Annotated in this window: 14 protein-coding genes; 7 read left to right on the forward strand and 7 right to left on the reverse strand. The window is 48.6% G+C overall.

Going from position 1 to position 15633, the window contains the following annotated elements:
- Nucleotides 1–31: 31 nt before the first annotated feature.
- From C8D85_RS15665 to C8D85_RS15690, 6 genes are all read right to left on the reverse strand, one after another.
- Nucleotides 32–1354, reverse strand: coding sequence for an MATE family efflux transporter (locus tag C8D85_RS15665; protein ID WP_133564502.1), 1323 nt, complete (start codon nt 1352–1354; stop codon nt 32–34).
- 60 nt (nt 1355–1414) lie between these two features.
- A complete protein-coding gene (locus tag C8D85_RS18300; protein ID WP_133564504.1) occupies nt 1415–1582 on the reverse strand; it encodes a DUF2256 domain-containing protein in 168 nt (55 codons plus the stop codon).
- Entirely contained in the window at nt 1554–2816 is a 1263-nt protein-coding gene (locus C8D85_RS15675; protein WP_133564506.1) for a multidrug effflux MFS transporter, read from the reverse strand. The genes C8D85_RS18300 and C8D85_RS15675 overlap by 29 nt, the downstream gene beginning before the upstream one ends.
- Before the next feature lie 64 nt (nt 2817–2880).
- On the reverse strand, nt 2881–4533 hold the full coding sequence (locus tag C8D85_RS15680; protein WP_342353333.1) for a cation:proton antiporter domain-containing protein: 1653 nt from the start codon (nt 4531–4533) through the stop codon (nt 2881–2883).
- A complete protein-coding gene (locus C8D85_RS15685; protein ID WP_133564508.1) occupies nt 4521–6104 on the reverse strand; it encodes an L-lactate permease in 1584 nt (527 codons plus the stop codon). The genes C8D85_RS15680 and C8D85_RS15685 overlap by 13 nt, the downstream gene beginning before the upstream one ends.
- A 105-nt stretch (nt 6105–6209) precedes the next feature.
- Nucleotides 6210–7091 carry a LysR family transcriptional regulator gene (locus C8D85_RS15690; RefSeq protein ID WP_133564510.1) on the reverse strand — a complete coding sequence of 294 codons (882 nt, stop codon included), beginning with the start codon at nt 7089–7091 and terminating at the stop codon, nt 6210–6212.
- 127 nt (nt 7092–7218) lie between these two features.
- Between C8D85_RS15690 and C8D85_RS15695 the strand changes: the two genes are divergently transcribed.
- Both C8D85_RS15695 and C8D85_RS15700 read left to right on the forward strand, forming a co-directional pair.
- Nucleotides 7219–8772 (forward strand): NADH-quinone oxidoreductase subunit L, encoded by a 1554-nt coding sequence (locus C8D85_RS15695; protein ID WP_162847601.1) that lies wholly within the window; start codon nt 7219–7221, stop codon nt 8770–8772.
- Nucleotides 8772–11183, forward strand: a complete 2412-nt coding sequence (locus C8D85_RS15700; RefSeq protein WP_133564514.1) for a YbcC family protein — start codon at nt 8772–8774, stop codon at nt 11181–11183. The genes C8D85_RS15695 and C8D85_RS15700 overlap by 1 nt, the downstream gene beginning before the upstream one ends.
- Here C8D85_RS15700 and C8D85_RS15705 read toward each other — a convergent pair whose 3' ends face one another.
- Nucleotides 11184–12872, reverse strand: coding sequence for a flavodoxin domain-containing protein (locus C8D85_RS15705; RefSeq protein ID WP_133564516.1), 1689 nt, complete (start codon nt 12870–12872; stop codon nt 11184–11186). It abuts the gene before it with no gap.
- Between the two features lie 108 nt (nt 12873–12980).
- On the opposite strand from C8D85_RS15705, the gene C8D85_RS15710 reads away from it, so the two are divergent.
- The 5 genes from C8D85_RS15710 to C8D85_RS15730 are packed head-to-tail and all read left to right on the forward strand — an operon-like array spanning nt 12981 to nt 15632.
- Nucleotides 12981–13586 (forward strand): PepSY-associated TM helix domain-containing protein, encoded by a 606-nt coding sequence (locus C8D85_RS15710; protein ID WP_133564519.1) that lies wholly within the window; start codon nt 12981–12983, stop codon nt 13584–13586.
- A 14-nt stretch (nt 13587–13600) separates the two neighbouring features.
- Entirely contained in the window at nt 13601–14074 is a 474-nt protein-coding gene (locus C8D85_RS15715) for a DUF2271 domain-containing protein (RefSeq protein WP_133564521.1), read from the forward strand.
- A 16-nt stretch (nt 14075–14090) separates the two neighbouring features.
- The gene (locus tag C8D85_RS15720) at nt 14091–14900 is read left to right on the forward strand and encodes a DUF4198 domain-containing protein (RefSeq protein ID WP_133564524.1); all 810 of its coding nucleotides are present in this window, start codon (nt 14091–14093) and stop codon (nt 14898–14900) included.
- Nucleotides 14900–15205 (forward strand): hypothetical protein, encoded by a 306-nt coding sequence (locus C8D85_RS15725; protein WP_133564527.1) that lies wholly within the window; start codon nt 14900–14902, stop codon nt 15203–15205. The genes C8D85_RS15720 and C8D85_RS15725 overlap by 1 nt, the downstream gene beginning before the upstream one ends.
- A complete protein-coding gene (locus C8D85_RS15730) occupies nt 15192–15632 on the forward strand; it encodes an SH3 domain-containing protein (protein ID WP_133564529.1) in 441 nt (146 codons plus the stop codon). Before C8D85_RS15725 ends, C8D85_RS15730 begins: the two co-directional genes overlap by 14 nt.
- Nucleotide 15633: the final 1 nt, after the last annotated feature.

Below are 15633 nucleotides of genomic sequence, written 5' to 3' on the forward strand. Positions count from 1 at the left end.
ATTACCATTTCTAAGGCATATTGAGCATGACCTAAGCGTCATGCTCAATATGACAAGATATCCGATAGATTGATTGATAAATCCACCAAGCGGCCACACCCGCGCAGACATTCGCCAAGCTTGCACCGATAAACAGCCCCCATAAACCACCGATCTGGCCACCGATCCATAGGCATGGTAGGAAAAAAGCAAACAGGCGCAGCGCTGACATCCACAACGCGCGATAGGGTTTACCCAATGCATTTGCCGCAGAGACCATCATCATACACACGCCCAAAGGCCCTAAGCTGATCGGCACCCACATCAAATGCCAAGCCACGATATCTGTGACCTCCGCGTCGCTCGACATCAACTGCGCTAAGCTCGGTGCCCACCACCAAACCAAGATCGCCACAAGGGTCTGGAAGACCAAGACATAACCCACAGCGATTCGCAGCAGCTGTCTAATCGCTTCGAATTGGCCTGCCCCAAAAAAGCGACCAACCATAGGTGGCAATGTCATGGTCAGCGCCAACACAGTCACAATCGCCAAAAACTCGAACCGAGAGCTTACCGCCCAAGCCGCAACCGCTGCCGTGCCAAACCCTGCTAATAACTTAGTCGCCAACACAGACGATAGCGGTGGCAATAATTGGCTAACCATAGCAGGCCCCATAATATGACCAATGCTACCTAGTGTTTTGATAATAGACAGGTTGCCAAAATCAAACGTCAGCCAATGGCTGGCAAAGCATTTTGGCACAATGATTAACATCCCCAACGAGAAAGCTAAGCAAGTCGCTAAAGCAGCCCCTACAATGCCCAAATCAAGCACAAAGATAAATAATGGGTCCAAGGCGATGTTCAGTAAGCTGGTCACCACCATAATGGTGCCAGGTAGCATGGTATTACCATTAGAGCGACAAATGCTGTAGAAAAAATAGATCATGGCGCCCATCCAAGTACTGACGAGCCACCATCCCCAGTAGTCATCAATAATCGGGGTCACGCTCTCAGGTGCACTTAGCAATGCCAGAACTGCAGCTCGGCTAAACCAAACCAATACGGCAACCAGACCGATACCGACGGCTCCCAACAGCACAACCAAACCGGCTAATTGCTTAGCGTATAAGGATTCTGATGCACCCAGTGCTCGGGAAATCAAAGACGTTGTGGCAATGCCTAGCCCCACCTGTATGCCGATAAAAATTAACGCAATCGGTGCAGTGAAGCCTTGCGCCGCCAAAGGTAAAACACCCAATTGGCCAATGAAGGCACTGTCTACTAACTGGAAACTCATAATCGATAAAATGCCAAACAGCATCGGCCAAGTCATCGAGAAAAGTTGTTTACCAAGAGAGGATGTTGACTGCATGGGCTACCTTAAGAATGAGCGTTATCTAACCGCCACACAGTATACGGTAGAGTCATGACACTAAGGCGAATTTTCCGTGTTTTTTGCTAGGTTAATACGTTGTCCACGACACCGTTCCGAGCAGTATTTCACCTCATCCCAACATTTGGCCCACTTTTTCCGCCAAGTAAAGGGGCGCTGACAAACTGGACATTGTTTACTAGGAAGGTGTGGTTTCTTGTGTGCCATGATGTTTCTCTTGCTGCAATCGACGTACTCGCCACATCAATACGACCGCCAAGCTAGTAAAGATCACATACCCCGCCGCCAAGGGTGTCACAGAGAAATCATAGAAACGTCCTACCGATACCGACAAGACAACGGCCAGCAAACTGGACAACGACGAAATCAGCGAAGCCCCAAGTCCTGCCATACGCCCTAAGGGTTCCATCGCCATCGCGTTAATATTGCCAAACAGTAGCCCCATGCTAAAAAAGATCGGAATCCCCAAAGATAAGAATAACCACAATGGCGGCTGCCCTTGCCATACCAGCGAAACGCCCATCATGGCTAACGCTGCGCTGCATTTCAAAGTTAATGCAAACCAGATCAAGCGCTGCATGCCAAAACGCATCACAATGCGACCATTGGTAAAAGACGCCAACCCTGCGCCACCCGCCATCATGGCAAAGTACAGTGGAAAGGCTTCTCCCGTTTGATAAACATCCTGAAAGATCGACTGCGAAACCCCTAGATACAACATGAGTCCTGAAAACACGAGTCCAGCCATTCCCGTTAAGCACATCACTTCTTGTTGTTTTACGATAAATCGAGCATCACGCCATAAGCGGGAAAAGGCCAGCGGTTGGCGTTGTTCTTTAGCTAACGTTTCAGGCTGACGCAGGATCAGCCAAATGGAGGCGATTATGGCTTGTAACATCAATGCGCCAAAGATCCAGCGCCAGTCCCCAAGCAACAACACCAATTGGCCAAAAGCAGGCGCTAGCATGGGAACTAAAATGAAGATAAGCATCACATAAGACATGATGCGCGCCATGGCCGCCCCTTTGTACATATCTCGGATCAATGCTCGAGAGGCAATCTTGGGGCCTGCAACACCAAAGCCTTGTATAAAGCGTCCTAACAACAGCGCTTCCAGAGTGTCTGCTGACATAGCAACCAAACAGCCCACTAAATACAAAGCCACACCTGTGAGGATACTTTTCTTGCGCCCTATCGCGTCCGATAAAGGACCAAACAGCAACTCCCCAAACACCATCCCAGCAATCAATGCCGACACCACCCATTGCATGTGGGTGTAATCCGCAACCGTCAATTGCTCAGCCATATCTCGAAATGCAGGCAGCACGGCATCCATGCTCAATGCCGTCAGCGACATCATGCAGGCAAATAAACCAATGAATTCTTTTTCGGAAAGAGGGAGGTTGGGGCTGGGCAAGCGTCCAGCGAAGCGGCGTTTCATGCTAGTTGTCCTTATCTATTGAGGAGCAAGGCTAGCACGAAACGCGCTGCGACAGGCAAACAGATTAACGGATCAGAGACAGACTCTCTTCGGCAAACCCTGTACCGGCTTCGGTATAGAAGTTGAAAACGTTGTCGATGCCCGCTTTTAACATATAATCACGTTCATCATGATAACGAGCAATGGCCGCCACCTGACCACGGAAGCCACCGCTACGTAACTGCTTCACTACATTAACACTGTCATCAGCAGAAGGCAGGGCCAATAAAATCAGCTTCACATTTGTCAGGTCTAGATGCTCCCAAAGGTCAACGTCTTCACCGTCACCAAAAAAGACATTATGCTGATCGTTTTGCATTTGTTTGATACGGAACTGATCTGCATCCATACCGGCCACCACATTACCAATCATGCCGGTCAACGACTCAAACGCACCACGTCCCACTCGACCTAAACCAACCACTAGGACTTCCATATTCTTTGGCTGTTCAAAGCAATCCTCTGGCAAAGGTACGGCATTTTCATAACGACGAATCGTATCTTTGTAACGACGGAAATAGCTGTGCGCTTTACGGTAGAACACACTGGTAATAACAAACGAGAACGATACCGCCAACGCCAGAATCACCAACCAGTCATTGCTGATCCAGCCAGCTTGTACACTCAGTGCCACGACAATTAGACCAAACTCACTGTAGTTTGAAAGCGCCAGCGCCCCCAAGAAAGAGGTACGACCGCGAAGACGTAAGCTGTTAAAGAAGTAGAAGAACAATAGGAACTTAACCACTAACAATACTGTGAGGATCAAACTCAGTCCCAACATACTCCATGTCGGTAAAGCACTGAAACCAATGGATAAGAAGAAGCCAATTAAGAATAAATCCTTAAAGTTCATCAGTGACTTGTTTAACTCAGAGGCTTTGGTATGGGACGCTAGCAAAATCCCCATAATCAACGCACCGAGATCACCTTTCACCCCCACTAGGTAAAACAGTTCATAGCCACCCAGCGCAAAGAACAGTCCCGTTAACGGTAGCATTTCACCGTGACCAGACTTGTTCAAGAGTTTGCCAAGTACAGGACGCAACGGAATCAAAGCAAATAACAGTACTGCCCAGATCGAAGGCACTTTTCCGGTCGCTAATACGAGGAATACAACCGCTACGATATCTTGCATAACCAGTATACCCAACGCCAATTGACCATGGCGGGTCTTCATTTCACCGGCCTCTTCGAGCAACTTCACAATACAGACCGTACTAGAGAAGCTCAGTGCAAAACCGATTAATGCCGCGGTACGCAGAGATAAGATTTCAAAAGCATGCAGACCTACGATGCCAAGCAAAGACGCGACCCCGATGATCAGAATCGTCCAAGCTCCCATGTGCCCTATGGTGGATGCCCAAACTTCCCGTTTCAGCAGATCTTTTACATGCAGTTTTAGGCCAATACAAAAGAGCATCAAGGTGATACCCAAATTGGATAAGTGCTCCAAAATACTGCTGGGCTGAACTTGCATAAAGTTCAAAATAAACCCCGCAGCCAAAAAACCAATCAGTGGCGGCAAGTTCACCAACTTAACCGCTAAACCACAAATAAACGCAAACAGTATCCAGATAAATTCCATAACGACGACGATTTTCCTAACGCAATCAGTACCCAATGCACCGTTAGCAAAAGCATAACGGCAAAGTGCTCCGCTTGCTATATTAGCCAAGTAAGAATCACTTGTCCTAGCAAGGCTGCCACGACGGCGTAAACCAGCAGCGGCTTAAGAGTCTGCTTAATCATGGCCCCCTCTTGGTTTTGAATGCCAAGAATGCTGGCCACGGCAATAATATTGTTCAAACACACCATATTGCCCATGGCCGCCCCAACCGATTGCAGGGCGAGAATCACACTCACCGGAAGGCCTGTCTGCGTGGCGATGGTTAACTGAATACCGCCGAAGGTAAGATTAGAGACCGTCGCCGAACCGGAGAAGAACGAGCCCAAAGCGCCCAATAACGCAGCAACGTATGCCCAATTGGCACCAACCACACTGGCCAGCGTATTGGCTATCACAAAAATAGGAGAGTTTTCTGCTCCTTGCATCATCACACTCACCATGATCAAAGCTCCCATCAACGCCAAAATAGGACGTTTTAAGCGCCCCCATGTCTCAGCACTGGCCTGATATATCTGAGATTTAGATAGGGAGAGAATAGGACTCATAATCGCCACAGTGAGTACAAACGGAATGATCGCAGGGACATACAAAGCTTTATAAGACCAGTCGACATTTGTGCCCAAAATATTCGGCCAAGCAACAACTAACGCTCGGCTCACCTCTATGGCTCCAAACTGCCACCACAAGCTCGTATCGTTTAGCCAGCCCTTAAATGGCCAACTGGGAATACGGGTCACCAGTAGAATAATAATCAGCAATACAAACGGTAATAAGGCCTGCACCAACGCATAATTTGATGGGGGTTTTATACTTGATCTATCCGTTACCGATGCAGTTTGATGCAGCCCTACGCCTAGCTTAGCCATCCAAATTGAGATCAGTAAGCCGATAGCACCTCCCAACAGTGAAGGAAATTCATCGTTTATTTGTGCGATAAGAAAAAAAGGCGCTGTACAACTTACGATACTCATGAGAATAAAGCCTGAGTTTTGCCAGACCTCACGCCAAGAAACCAACCAGCGCAGCGCTATAACGGGTATAACAAAACTTGCGCACAAGTGGATCAAAGCCGTCCATTGAGCTACTTCTAGACGAAGCGGCGCGGCTAAGGCTAGTCCCGCAAAACCGAACCAAGCTGGCGTACCAACCGCACCAAAGGAAACCGGCACGCTATTCATCACCAAAGTCAGTAGCGCAACGGGTAAAGCAGGAAAGCCAAGCCCAACTAAAATTGGAGCGGCAATGGCAGCCGGTGTACCAAAACCTGATGCTCCTTCTAGCATGAAGGCAAAAGCCCAACCAATCACCATCAACTGTGCGACTGGATTGGGGCTGATCCCCGCTAACCACTGTCGTAACGTTTGCTCAGCACCAGAAATGACCAACACCCGATTCAGCAATATTGCGCCTGCGATAATGGACACAGGGGTCAATACCGCTAGCCCACCAGCAATGATATTGGCCAACAAGGTCAGTGCATCCGCTTGGAAGTAGCCCCATTGAATCAGCACTGCACAAAGAGCCGCCAGCGGCAATGCCACGTGCGCGGTCAATGGACGCGCTTTCGTCATACTCCAGATCAATGCAACAACAGGGAAAAGCGCGAACACAGTATCCATACGAGCACTCCGAATCGGTGATGATTACATTATGTCTGCCTTAGCTATGCAAAAACAGTGCGCACCGATGCGTTATTACTCTGGTTTATGACTTAAGACAAAAGGCTATTCAAGCTGGTGTTTTCGTAACAAGTCGAGCAGCACTTCTGGGACAAACTTTCGTGGCATCAACAGCGCGTAGAAGTGTTCGTAAGCTTGTGGGAGTGTCTGATATACCTGCAATTTTTTAGCTTCGATTTCGTCCTTTACAACCACTGGTGGCATCACTGACAGAAAACCGCTGTCACGGGCCAATAGACGCATCATCGCCATATCGTCTACTTCAGCTTTAATGTCCGCTCGATATTCATGGGTAGCACAAAAGGATTCAAACACCGAGCGTATGCCCATATTCCGTGCAGGCAAAATCCAGTGCTTGTCTTCGTAACCTTTTGGGAAAGGTTGCTCTGGCTGTTGTCCATAGGGGCCAACGATCGCCACAGATTGTCGCGCTACCAATTGGTTTTGCCACAGCACCCCTTGCACATCATTAGTAATGGCTCGGTTAGTCAGTGCGATGTCCAATTCATGGTTTAACAATCCTTCTGTTAGGTCTGTCATGGTGCGGGCATACAAGGTGAAACTTACATCTTCTTGAGCAAATAACGGTGTAATGAACGCCTCAATAAAGTTACGGGATAAATGGGTTTCAAAACCAATATTTAAGTGCGTATGCGAGGTGTTACCGCTCTTTAAATACTGCTCCAGCTCTTCTCCGGTAGAGAAAATGTCTTGCGCATAACTTTGTACTCGACGACCTACATCCGTTAACACTAAGCGGCGCCCTTCCCGCTCAAACAAGGTACGCCCCATTTTGTTTTCGAGCTGTTTGATTTGTGCCGACAGCGCAGATTGAGACACATGCAATTGCTCTGCGGCTTGGGTTAAGTGGCCAATATTCGCCACGCGCCAGAAATAATAGAGGTGGTGGTAGTTCAAACGGGGCATAGGAGTCTCAATTCATAACCAAAAAAGAACAATACATTAAAATATATGTATTTTTATTAACTTTAAAGGCGCGTCATACTTAGCGCAAATGGATTCACTCGATGTAGCGCCTTTCTTTATGACTTTCATGACGTTTCTTTTACCTGCCCTGTTCGCCGTTTCAGGGATTTTATGCGGCTTATCAAGATTGGAGCGTCGTGCCGCTTGCATTGCCTTGTGGAGTGTTCGCGGTGCACCTCTGCTTTTGGTCGGCATTTTGAGCTTTTGGCTTGCCACAAAGCCTGATCCTCAAGCCGCTTTTCACGGGTCGTTACTGAGTGCTCTGATGCTCATACTGGTGGTCTTTATGGCCTGGGTATTGGTGCAGTTTTCGCAGCATTATATGAAAGGGGAGCAACGCGTTGCGCAGTATTATCGCTGGCTTATGCTCACCTTAGCCGCCGTCACCTTGACCCTATCGAGCAATCACTTGCTTGGTTTCTGGATTGGCTGGGTAGGCATTAGCCTTGGCCTTCACTTTCTACTCACATTTTATCCCGAACGCCCACGCGCAATCTTAGCGGCCCACAAGAAGTTCATTCTGGCTAGGGTGGCCGAGCTGTCCTTGCTAGTCGCTTTCGCGTTGCTCTATTGGGAACATCAAACTTGGTATTTGCTTGAGCTTATGTCTCACATAGATGGCACCCTATCTTGGTCTGAGCAAGTGGCGGCGTGCCTCATCGCTGTCGCAGCACTGATGAAATGCGCACAACTCCCTGTGCATGGTTGGCTTATGCAAGTTGTCGAAGCGCCAACCCCCATCAGTGCATTATTGCATGCTGGCATTATCAACTTAGGTGGCTATCTGGTGCTCACGTTCTATCCATTGCTACACCTAAGTCATTCAGCCACTTGGTTACTGCTCATTGTCGCTGGATTCACGACCTTATTCAGTGCCCTGATTATGACAACGCGTATCAGTGTAAAGGTACGTCTTGCTTGGTCTACTAGTGCTCAGATGGGATTAATGCTTTTAGAGTGCGCTCTGGGCTTATACGAACTGGCGGTTCTGCATCTATTAACGCACTCAGTCTACAAAGCGCATGCATTTTTAAACTCTAGCAGTGCCGTACAGGAGTTTCTGACTCGCCGTGCCGCCCCCGACGATACGCCCAATCCTATTATCTGGCTGTCAGCATTCTTATTTAGTGTTGCCACCGTTATTTTTTCGGCTCTGTTTTGGCATTACCAAGGCCCGATGAGCCCTTGGCTATTGATGGCACTCGCGTTAACGGTATTGGTTGCACAGGGGCGCAGTATTCCCAAACCGGTGCCTTGGCCTCGATTGCTGATGCTTACATTTGGCCTGTCATTACTCTACGGAGGTTTAAAGACAACGCTTGGATGGCTGTTTCATGGACATATTGCGGCCCACACAGAAATCCCTTGGAGTGCCGCTGACCTTTGGGTTTCAGGAATTTTCATCAGCTTATTCGTGTTAGCGGTTTGTTTGCGTTATTACGCCCATCTCGCTTGGGTAAATCGCTTCTCAGTGATCTTATTTGCCGGCCTTTATATGGACGAATGGTTCACCAAGGTAACCTTAAAAATCTGGCCTGTTGCACTACCGGCTTATTCAAAAGCGAAACACCACGGTGTTTCATTGCTGTTCCCTAATCTGTCAAAAGGTTGGAAAAAATAATGTCTGATTTCACTGTCTCCCAATCCTTGACAACACAGCAGCAAGAGGCGCTACAACGTGCCACAAAATGTCTAGCGCCAAACTGGCCACTCGATCGCATGATTGCGGTGAACCCACTTTGGAACTTGGTGGATCGCCCGTTTGATAACGTCGCCACGGACATGTCCTTATTGGCTGGCATTCGCTGTCACATGCCAGTAGAAACTTACTTAAGTTGGTACGAAGAAGGCCGCATTCAAAATCAACAACTTCTGCAAGCCGCCCATGAATACGGGCTGAATCTTTCTGCGGAAGCATTGATTGTTCATCTGAGCAAAGACACAGGACGCGTGCAAAGCTGGCGTAACATTGCCGACTGGGCAGATTTAACTCGTAGTAATCATAAAATGTCGTGGCACGATGAGATCACTCATCAAATTAGCCAGTTCTGTGCTGCTCATTATCAAGATCAGCGCCCCATGCTCCAGCGCCAATATCGCCAGCAGTCTTTAAACCTGTATCAGCATTGGCTACAGGTATCTCGCATGGACCGAGGCTTATCGATCATCCTGTCAGAAAGCCATCTAGCTGATGAATTTGACTTGCTACCAAACGATCAAGAGCAATTGTTTGCCACCGCCATCAGCGAATTAAAAGTTCCCAGCCAAAGCATTTACAACTACGGTCAAGCATTGCTCCTAGACATTAATGGTTGGGGGGCCTATTTGGCTTATCGTGCTTTCGAAGCAGAAAAAATCGGTAAAAGCCAAGACGATGTGCGCTCTTTGCTTGCCATCAAGTTAGCTTGGGAATTGGTTATTTGGCGCTACTTGGAGAAACACCAAGCAGATGAGTTCGATGCATTAAAGGAGCGTTGGGGACAGCAGCTACTGCATACTCACGAGTTGCGCAGTCAACATCATGATGCACTGAGCATCCCGCGCATTTGGGCCCGTGCGCTAGAGCTGAGTGAACAACACCGTTTGCAACAACAGCTCGTGAACGCGCAACCTAAACCCTCAGACAAAGCAACCCTGCAAGCCATTTTCTGTATCGATGTACGTTCAGAAGTGTATCGCCGCGCTCTGGAAAGCCAAAGTCGTGAGATTGAAACCTATGGATTCGCAGGGTTCTTTGGTCTGCCCATTGAGTACGAGCAAGCTGGCACTCAAGTGTCACGACCACAATTACCGGGGCTGGTTCCTGCTTCCATTCGCGTCTTCGAGAGCACACCAAACGAGCATAAGCTGGCACAAACCAGTCGCCATGCTGGCTGGAACCGCTGGGGCAATGCGGCCGCGGCAACTTTTTCCATGGTTGAGTCCATGGGCTGGTGGTATGCCTTTAAGCTGTTCAAAAAGAGTCTAAAGGGCGATCAAGGTCATGCCTTATCGCCTACCGATGCCACCCATTGGACGTTAACCCGTCAAGGCCATGCTTTGAGTGTTGATGACCAAGCGTTGTTGGCAAAAGGGGTTCTGGACACCATGGGGCTGCGCTATTACGCCCCCACTGTATTGCTGGTGGGGCATGGCAGCCATAGCTGCAACAACTTGCAAAGCGCTGGGTTGGAATGTGGCGCATGTGGCGGGCAAACGGGGGAAGTGAACGTCCGCGTATTGGCTCAGCTGCTGAATGACACTCAGGTGCGTGAGGCATTAGACAAACTTGGACACGAAATTCCTAGCAATACCCAGTTTGTCGCCGCCTTGCATAACACAATGACAGATCATGTCACTTGCTTCCAAGAGGTGCGTGACGGCTTTGTTTACGACTGGCTGCAGCAAGCCACTTATCTAACGCAACTTGAACGGGCGCCTCGACTTGACCCGGCCTTGCTGGAAATGGATAAGCAGGAACGTAATGAAGCCTATTTAAAGCGAGCCAAGGATTGGTCACAAACACGACCTGAGTGGGGCTTAGCGGACAATAATGCCTTTATTATTGCGCCACGCCAGTACACCAGAGCTTTAGATCTTAATGGTCGCTGCTTTTTACACGATTACGACTTTCATCTTGATCCAGACAGTGCCGTGTTAGAACGGCTGATGACAGCTCCAATGCTGGTCACCCATTGGATTAACATGCAATATAACTTATCAACTACCGATAACTTTAAGTTCGGCAGCGGTAATAAAGTTTTGCATAACGCTGTGGGCGATCATATTGGTGTGTTTGAGGGGAACGGTGGTGACTTGCGTATTGGGCTCGCCATGCAGTCTCTGCACGACGGCCAGCAATGGATGCACACACCACAGCGATTAGCGGTCTATATTCGTGCGCCGCAGTCTGCTATTGCGGCGGTGGTTGCCAAACATGCATTGCTGCAACACTTGATCAACCACCAGTGGCTTTATGTTTTCCAATGGCAAGACCAGTCCATCCACCGCTTTCATGCTGGTGAGTGGCACCCTTGCCCCGCTAATGATTAATCAATAAAGGTCCGTATGCAGTTGAGACTGCCACTGCGGTTCCGGCAAAATGTCTTGGAGAGTCGCGAGCACAGACTCTCCAAAACCCTCTCGACTACCACATACGTAAACATGCGCTCCTTGTTCTGCCACCCATTGGCGAATGGCCTTGTGGGACTGCTGTAATAAGTCCGGAACATAGACCCCATCACTGCGAGACCATGCTCGATCCAAACGGGTCAATATTCCCTGATCCTGGAACGCGGTCAGATCTTTGGCAAAGTAGGCATCATGCTCCACATATTGCTCACCGAAAAACAGCCAACATGGGGCACTGTCTTGCTCTGCTTGGCGTTTCTTTAAAAAGCTTATAAACGGCGCCAGCCCAGTGCCAGCACCAATCATGATCCAAGGGACGTTTGCCTTAGGGTGAAAAGTCGTATGCTCACGCACACTGGCCAATACACGATCACCCGGAGTCAACTGACTCAGCATTCCCGATGCCAGCCCAATAGTTCCATCCGCACGAATATGCTGACGCACCAACAGCTCTATTGTGTTGTCTTGGTAAGATGCAATCGAATAAAGACGCTCGTGCTCATCCTTCTGTTCAGGCTGTACCGCCAATAGATCACCAGCTTCGTAACGCGCATTCGCACAAAACAATGTCACTCGATGAGCCAAGCGATGCGTTTGCTCTGGGTTCAAGCATTCGTTCGCCATCACCGTATAGTCATCGTATTCAAATAATTCAGGCGCAGTATGAATGCCAAGCAATTCCCCAACTTGCTGCCACCAATGAGCAACCCCTTGGGGATCCATTCGATCGATTTCCGTTGTAGGAATGGCTCGTTGGTAGCCTTTCTGCTCCAGTAGCTCAGACAAATAGTGACCGAATGCACAGAACGTTTGATAAGTTCGATCACCCAACGCGAGTACACTGAATTGGGTTTGAGAGGCTGCCGAGTTGGCCCCCTGCAGTGTATTAACGAACCGTCGAGCGCTGTCAGGTGCTTCTCCTTGCCCGTAGGTACTCACCACAAAGAAAACCCGCTGATAACGCTTTAATGTTTGCTCGGTCAGGGTCGAGACACAAGCGATATCCATCAGTGCATGGGCCGTATCGTGTAAACGTTGGGCAAGATATTTTGCACTGCCTGTTTGGCTAGCGTAGACGATCAGCGCCTGACTATGTGTCTGTGGAACAGGTAATGATTTTGCAGCCCAGCGAACACATAACAGTGCGCCTGCCACACGAACCAATTCCCACCAAGGTAATACACCGGATTCGTATAGTGAATAAAGCGGTGAGACCATAAGCAAACCACTGGCATACAAGGCCACCCCAGCATACAAACGATAGGACTTATCTCGCAATGCGATCAGTGAGAGCACCATAATGATGGCGAGCGCTATCTGACAGAAAAAGGTCACTATTGAGATAAAAAGCAGCTCAGTGCGAGTGAAAATGTAACCCACCTCGCCTTCGCTGATATGTGCCCAAATCCCTCCTGGTAATTGATGCACCGAACGACCGGAAAATTCAAAGCCACTTAAGGCCTCCAGCGATGTCATCAGCGATACTGGGTGACTCATGCCGAATTCCAGCACGCCCCAAAAGTACCCCAGCACAAACAGCATGCCGATGCTGACCAGCCACAGCACACGTTCAAACTGAAGCACAGCCTTTGTTAGCCAAGTTGATGACACCCAAGCCTCACTTATTACAAATATTATTGATAATTATTGTCATTATATTGCAAAGATCAATTGCAAGCGATTATCATTAGCGAACAATTTACATTTGAATGCAATTTAATGACAACCAGACTTTCCACCATCAATCGCTGGGCACGATGGCTACATATCTACAGTGCTGCACCAGTGCTATTACTGATGCTGTTTTATTCTCTGACTGGGGTGTTGTTGAACCATACAACTTGGCACTTAGGCGAGACTCGACAAGTCAACCAAACGTTTGATTTGCCTGAATACTTACTCGAACAAGATTGGCAAACAGAGTCTGCGCAAACCGCATTGAGCACCTTAAGTTGGCTGGACACCGAACATGGTATTCATGGTGTCGATATTGAAATTGGCTGGGAATTGGAAGAGTCGTTGCTGATCCTCACCTTAGAGACCCCAGAGGGTAGTTATACCGTTGAAGTCTACCCAGAGGATGAGGTCGCTGAGCTGTTTGTGCTCGATTTGCCATTTTTAGAAATGCTCAACAACTTACACCGTGGTAAACACGTGACGGGGTTTTGGCGCTTTCTTTCGGATTTAGCTGGTATTTGTATGTTTGTCTTTTGCGCTACTGGACTGTGGCTGCTGTTGACTAACGCCTTACAACGACAAAGTACGCTGAGCTGGGTTGGGCTCGGGTCGATTGTCATGGTAGTGACCATTTTTCTAATGCATTAACAAAGGAGAGCTTGATGCGCTCACTGTTTAAAACCTCTATGTTGGCCGCAACACTAAGCTTTGCAGGTATCACGCATGCAGCGTCAATGGAGGTGTCTTTTGATATCCCTCAAGTAACGACTGGCAAGTATGCCCGCCCTTATGTGGCTATTTGGGCTGAGCAAGGCAAAGAATCCAAACCTCTGCTGGTCTGGCATTTACAAGGCAAAGAAGACAAATGGCTGAAAGACCTACGCCGCTGGTGGCGTAAAATTGGTCGCTATGATGCCCACGTTGACAGTCTAACTGGTGCGACCAAAGGCCCTGGTCATTACCAAGAAACCTTGGATCTTGGTGACTGGAGCGAGTTCACCTTGTACGTCGAAGCTGCCCGAGAAAATGGCGGCCGCTCTCTAGTGAAAACCAAAGTCGATCTAAATAGCGCCACGCAGTACAGCATCCCAGCAGATGCCGAAATCGGCCCTATCCAAATTTCCATTAACCCCTAAATAGTTAGGATTGAATATGTTCAAGACAAGTCTTTGTGCTTTGGCTGTCGTTGCGGCAAGCTCAAGCTTTGCTCACGACCTAATGGTGTTACCAAGCAAATCTATTCTGTCAGCAGTACCAGCTAATGTGGCCGTTGATGTAACAGCGACACATGGCGTTTATCGTTTTGATAAAGCCGTTTCTCCTGACAATGTCACAGTTTACGGTCCTGACGGCAAGCGTATTCGCGACCTTGGCACTATGGTAAAAGGCGCAACTCGTACGTCATTTGATCTAAACGTTACTGAAGAAGGCACTTACAAGATCACCTACGGTTCCAGCATGGCTGGCTACATGACCACTTATGAAGTTGGCGAACGTAATACTCGTAAGCGTCTACGTGGTAACCAGCAAGAAATGGCTGATCAAATCCCTGCGGATGCGAAAAACATCGAAACCACTAAAATGGGTCGCACTGGTGTGACATACATCACCAGCAAAGCACCAACGGATACGGTATTGAAGCCAAGCAACCAAGGCTTTGAAATGGTGCCAGTGACTCACCCAGCTGATTACATCAACGGTGAAGAAATCGAAATCAAAGCCCTGATGGATGGCAAGCCATTAGCGGGTGCTAAAGTGGTAGTGAAAGCAGAATCGGCAATTTACGGCATTGCCGAAGAACCGGTTGAAGTCAGCACAGATAAATCTGGTGTTGCTAGCTTTACTCTAGACAATGCAGGTCGTTACAACGCTGCGGTTTCTTACAGCGGCCCAAGCAGTGACCCACTGGCTGACAAAGAAGCCTACACTGTGTTCTACACCTTTGAAGTGGTATACGAATAATGACCAAAGCTGCCTTAATACTGGGTAGCGCAGTGGCTTTGCTTTCGAGCAAAGCCATGGCTCATTACCCGACCTTAGATTGTCAACTGGATCAACAAGAAGTGGTTTGCGTGGCTGCGTACAGCGATGGTTCAGCCGCCTACAACGAGCAAGTGGAAGTTCGTAGCTATGACGATGACGTACTGCAAACTCTTACCACAGATGACGATGGTGAAATTCGTCTCGCTCAGCCTGAGGGTGAATATTATTTAATCTTCGATCCAGGCCACGAAGATCCTGCTGAGTTCGACTATGCCGAATTCTAATATTGAGATCATTGCACCGGCGGATGGTCGCGGCGAGACTCGTAACTTTTTATTAGTATGCGCCGCGGTACTGATTTGCGCCATCAGCTTACTTTCACTGCTCCACTCTGCGTCCCCCAAAGCGTTGCCAGAATTGCCCAATCACCTGAGCAATTTAGCAACTCAGGTGAGCAATGCGGTAGAGGAAATCGAATTGCTGGAACAAGCCGAGCTGATCAATGCGCCTTATCAATTGGCCGACCTCCCTTTCCCTACTTACCAAAACCAGTCATTTACTCAGCAAGACGAACACTGCTTTAGCTTGTTCCAAGGTCAATATGTGTTCGTTATCGAACGTCATGAAGAAGGCTGGGATGCTCACTGGGCACCATCAGAACAAGCCGTTGATTGCCACGCTTCTCTTGATTGGCATTCGCTTAACCAATAGG

This window comes from Marinomonas communis, assembly GCF_004363305.1.
Classification (GTDB): Bacteria; Pseudomonadota; Gammaproteobacteria; order Pseudomonadales; family Marinomonadaceae; genus Marinomonas; species Marinomonas communis.

What these genes read in the sequence shown, in the direction of transcription:
- C8D85_RS18300 (WP_133564504.1), bottom strand. Translation starts at nt 1,582, where the DNA reads ATGGCACACAAGAAACCACACCTTCCTAGTAAACAATGTCCAGTTTGT.
- C8D85_RS15700 (WP_133564514.1), top strand. Translation starts at nt 8,772, where the DNA reads ATGTCTGATTTCACTGTCTCCCAATCCTTGACAACACAGCAGCAAGAG.
- C8D85_RS15675 (WP_133564506.1), bottom strand. Translation starts at nt 2,816, where the DNA reads ATGAAACGCCGCTTCGCTGGACGCTTGCCCAGCCCCAACCTCCCTCTT.
- C8D85_RS15665 (WP_133564502.1), bottom strand. Translation starts at nt 1,354, where the DNA reads ATGCAGTCAACATCCTCTCTTGGTAAACAACTTTTCTCGATGACTTGG.
- C8D85_RS15725 (WP_133564527.1), top strand. Translation starts at nt 14,900, where the DNA reads ATGACCAAAGCTGCCTTAATACTGGGTAGCGCAGTGGCTTTGCTTTCG.
- C8D85_RS15710 (WP_133564519.1), top strand. Translation starts at nt 12,981, where the DNA reads ATGACAACCAGACTTTCCACCATCAATCGCTGGGCACGATGGCTACAT.
- C8D85_RS15685 (WP_133564508.1), bottom strand. Translation starts at nt 6,104, where the DNA reads ATGGATACTGTGTTCGCGCTTTTCCCTGTTGTTGCATTGATCTGGAGT.
- C8D85_RS15715 (WP_133564521.1), top strand. Translation starts at nt 13,601, where the DNA reads ATGCGCTCACTGTTTAAAACCTCTATGTTGGCCGCAACACTAAGCTTT.
- C8D85_RS15720 (WP_133564524.1), top strand. Translation starts at nt 14,091, where the DNA reads ATGTTCAAGACAAGTCTTTGTGCTTTGGCTGTCGTTGCGGCAAGCTCA.
- C8D85_RS15730 (WP_133564529.1), top strand. Translation starts at nt 15,192, where the DNA reads ATGCCGAATTCTAATATTGAGATCATTGCACCGGCGGATGGTCGCGGC.
- C8D85_RS15690 (WP_133564510.1), bottom strand. Translation starts at nt 7,091, where the DNA reads ATGCCCCGTTTGAACTACCACCACCTCTATTATTTCTGGCGCGTGGCG.
- C8D85_RS15695 (WP_162847601.1), top strand. Translation starts at nt 7,219, where the DNA reads ATGACGTTTCTTTTACCTGCCCTGTTCGCCGTTTCAGGGATTTTATGC.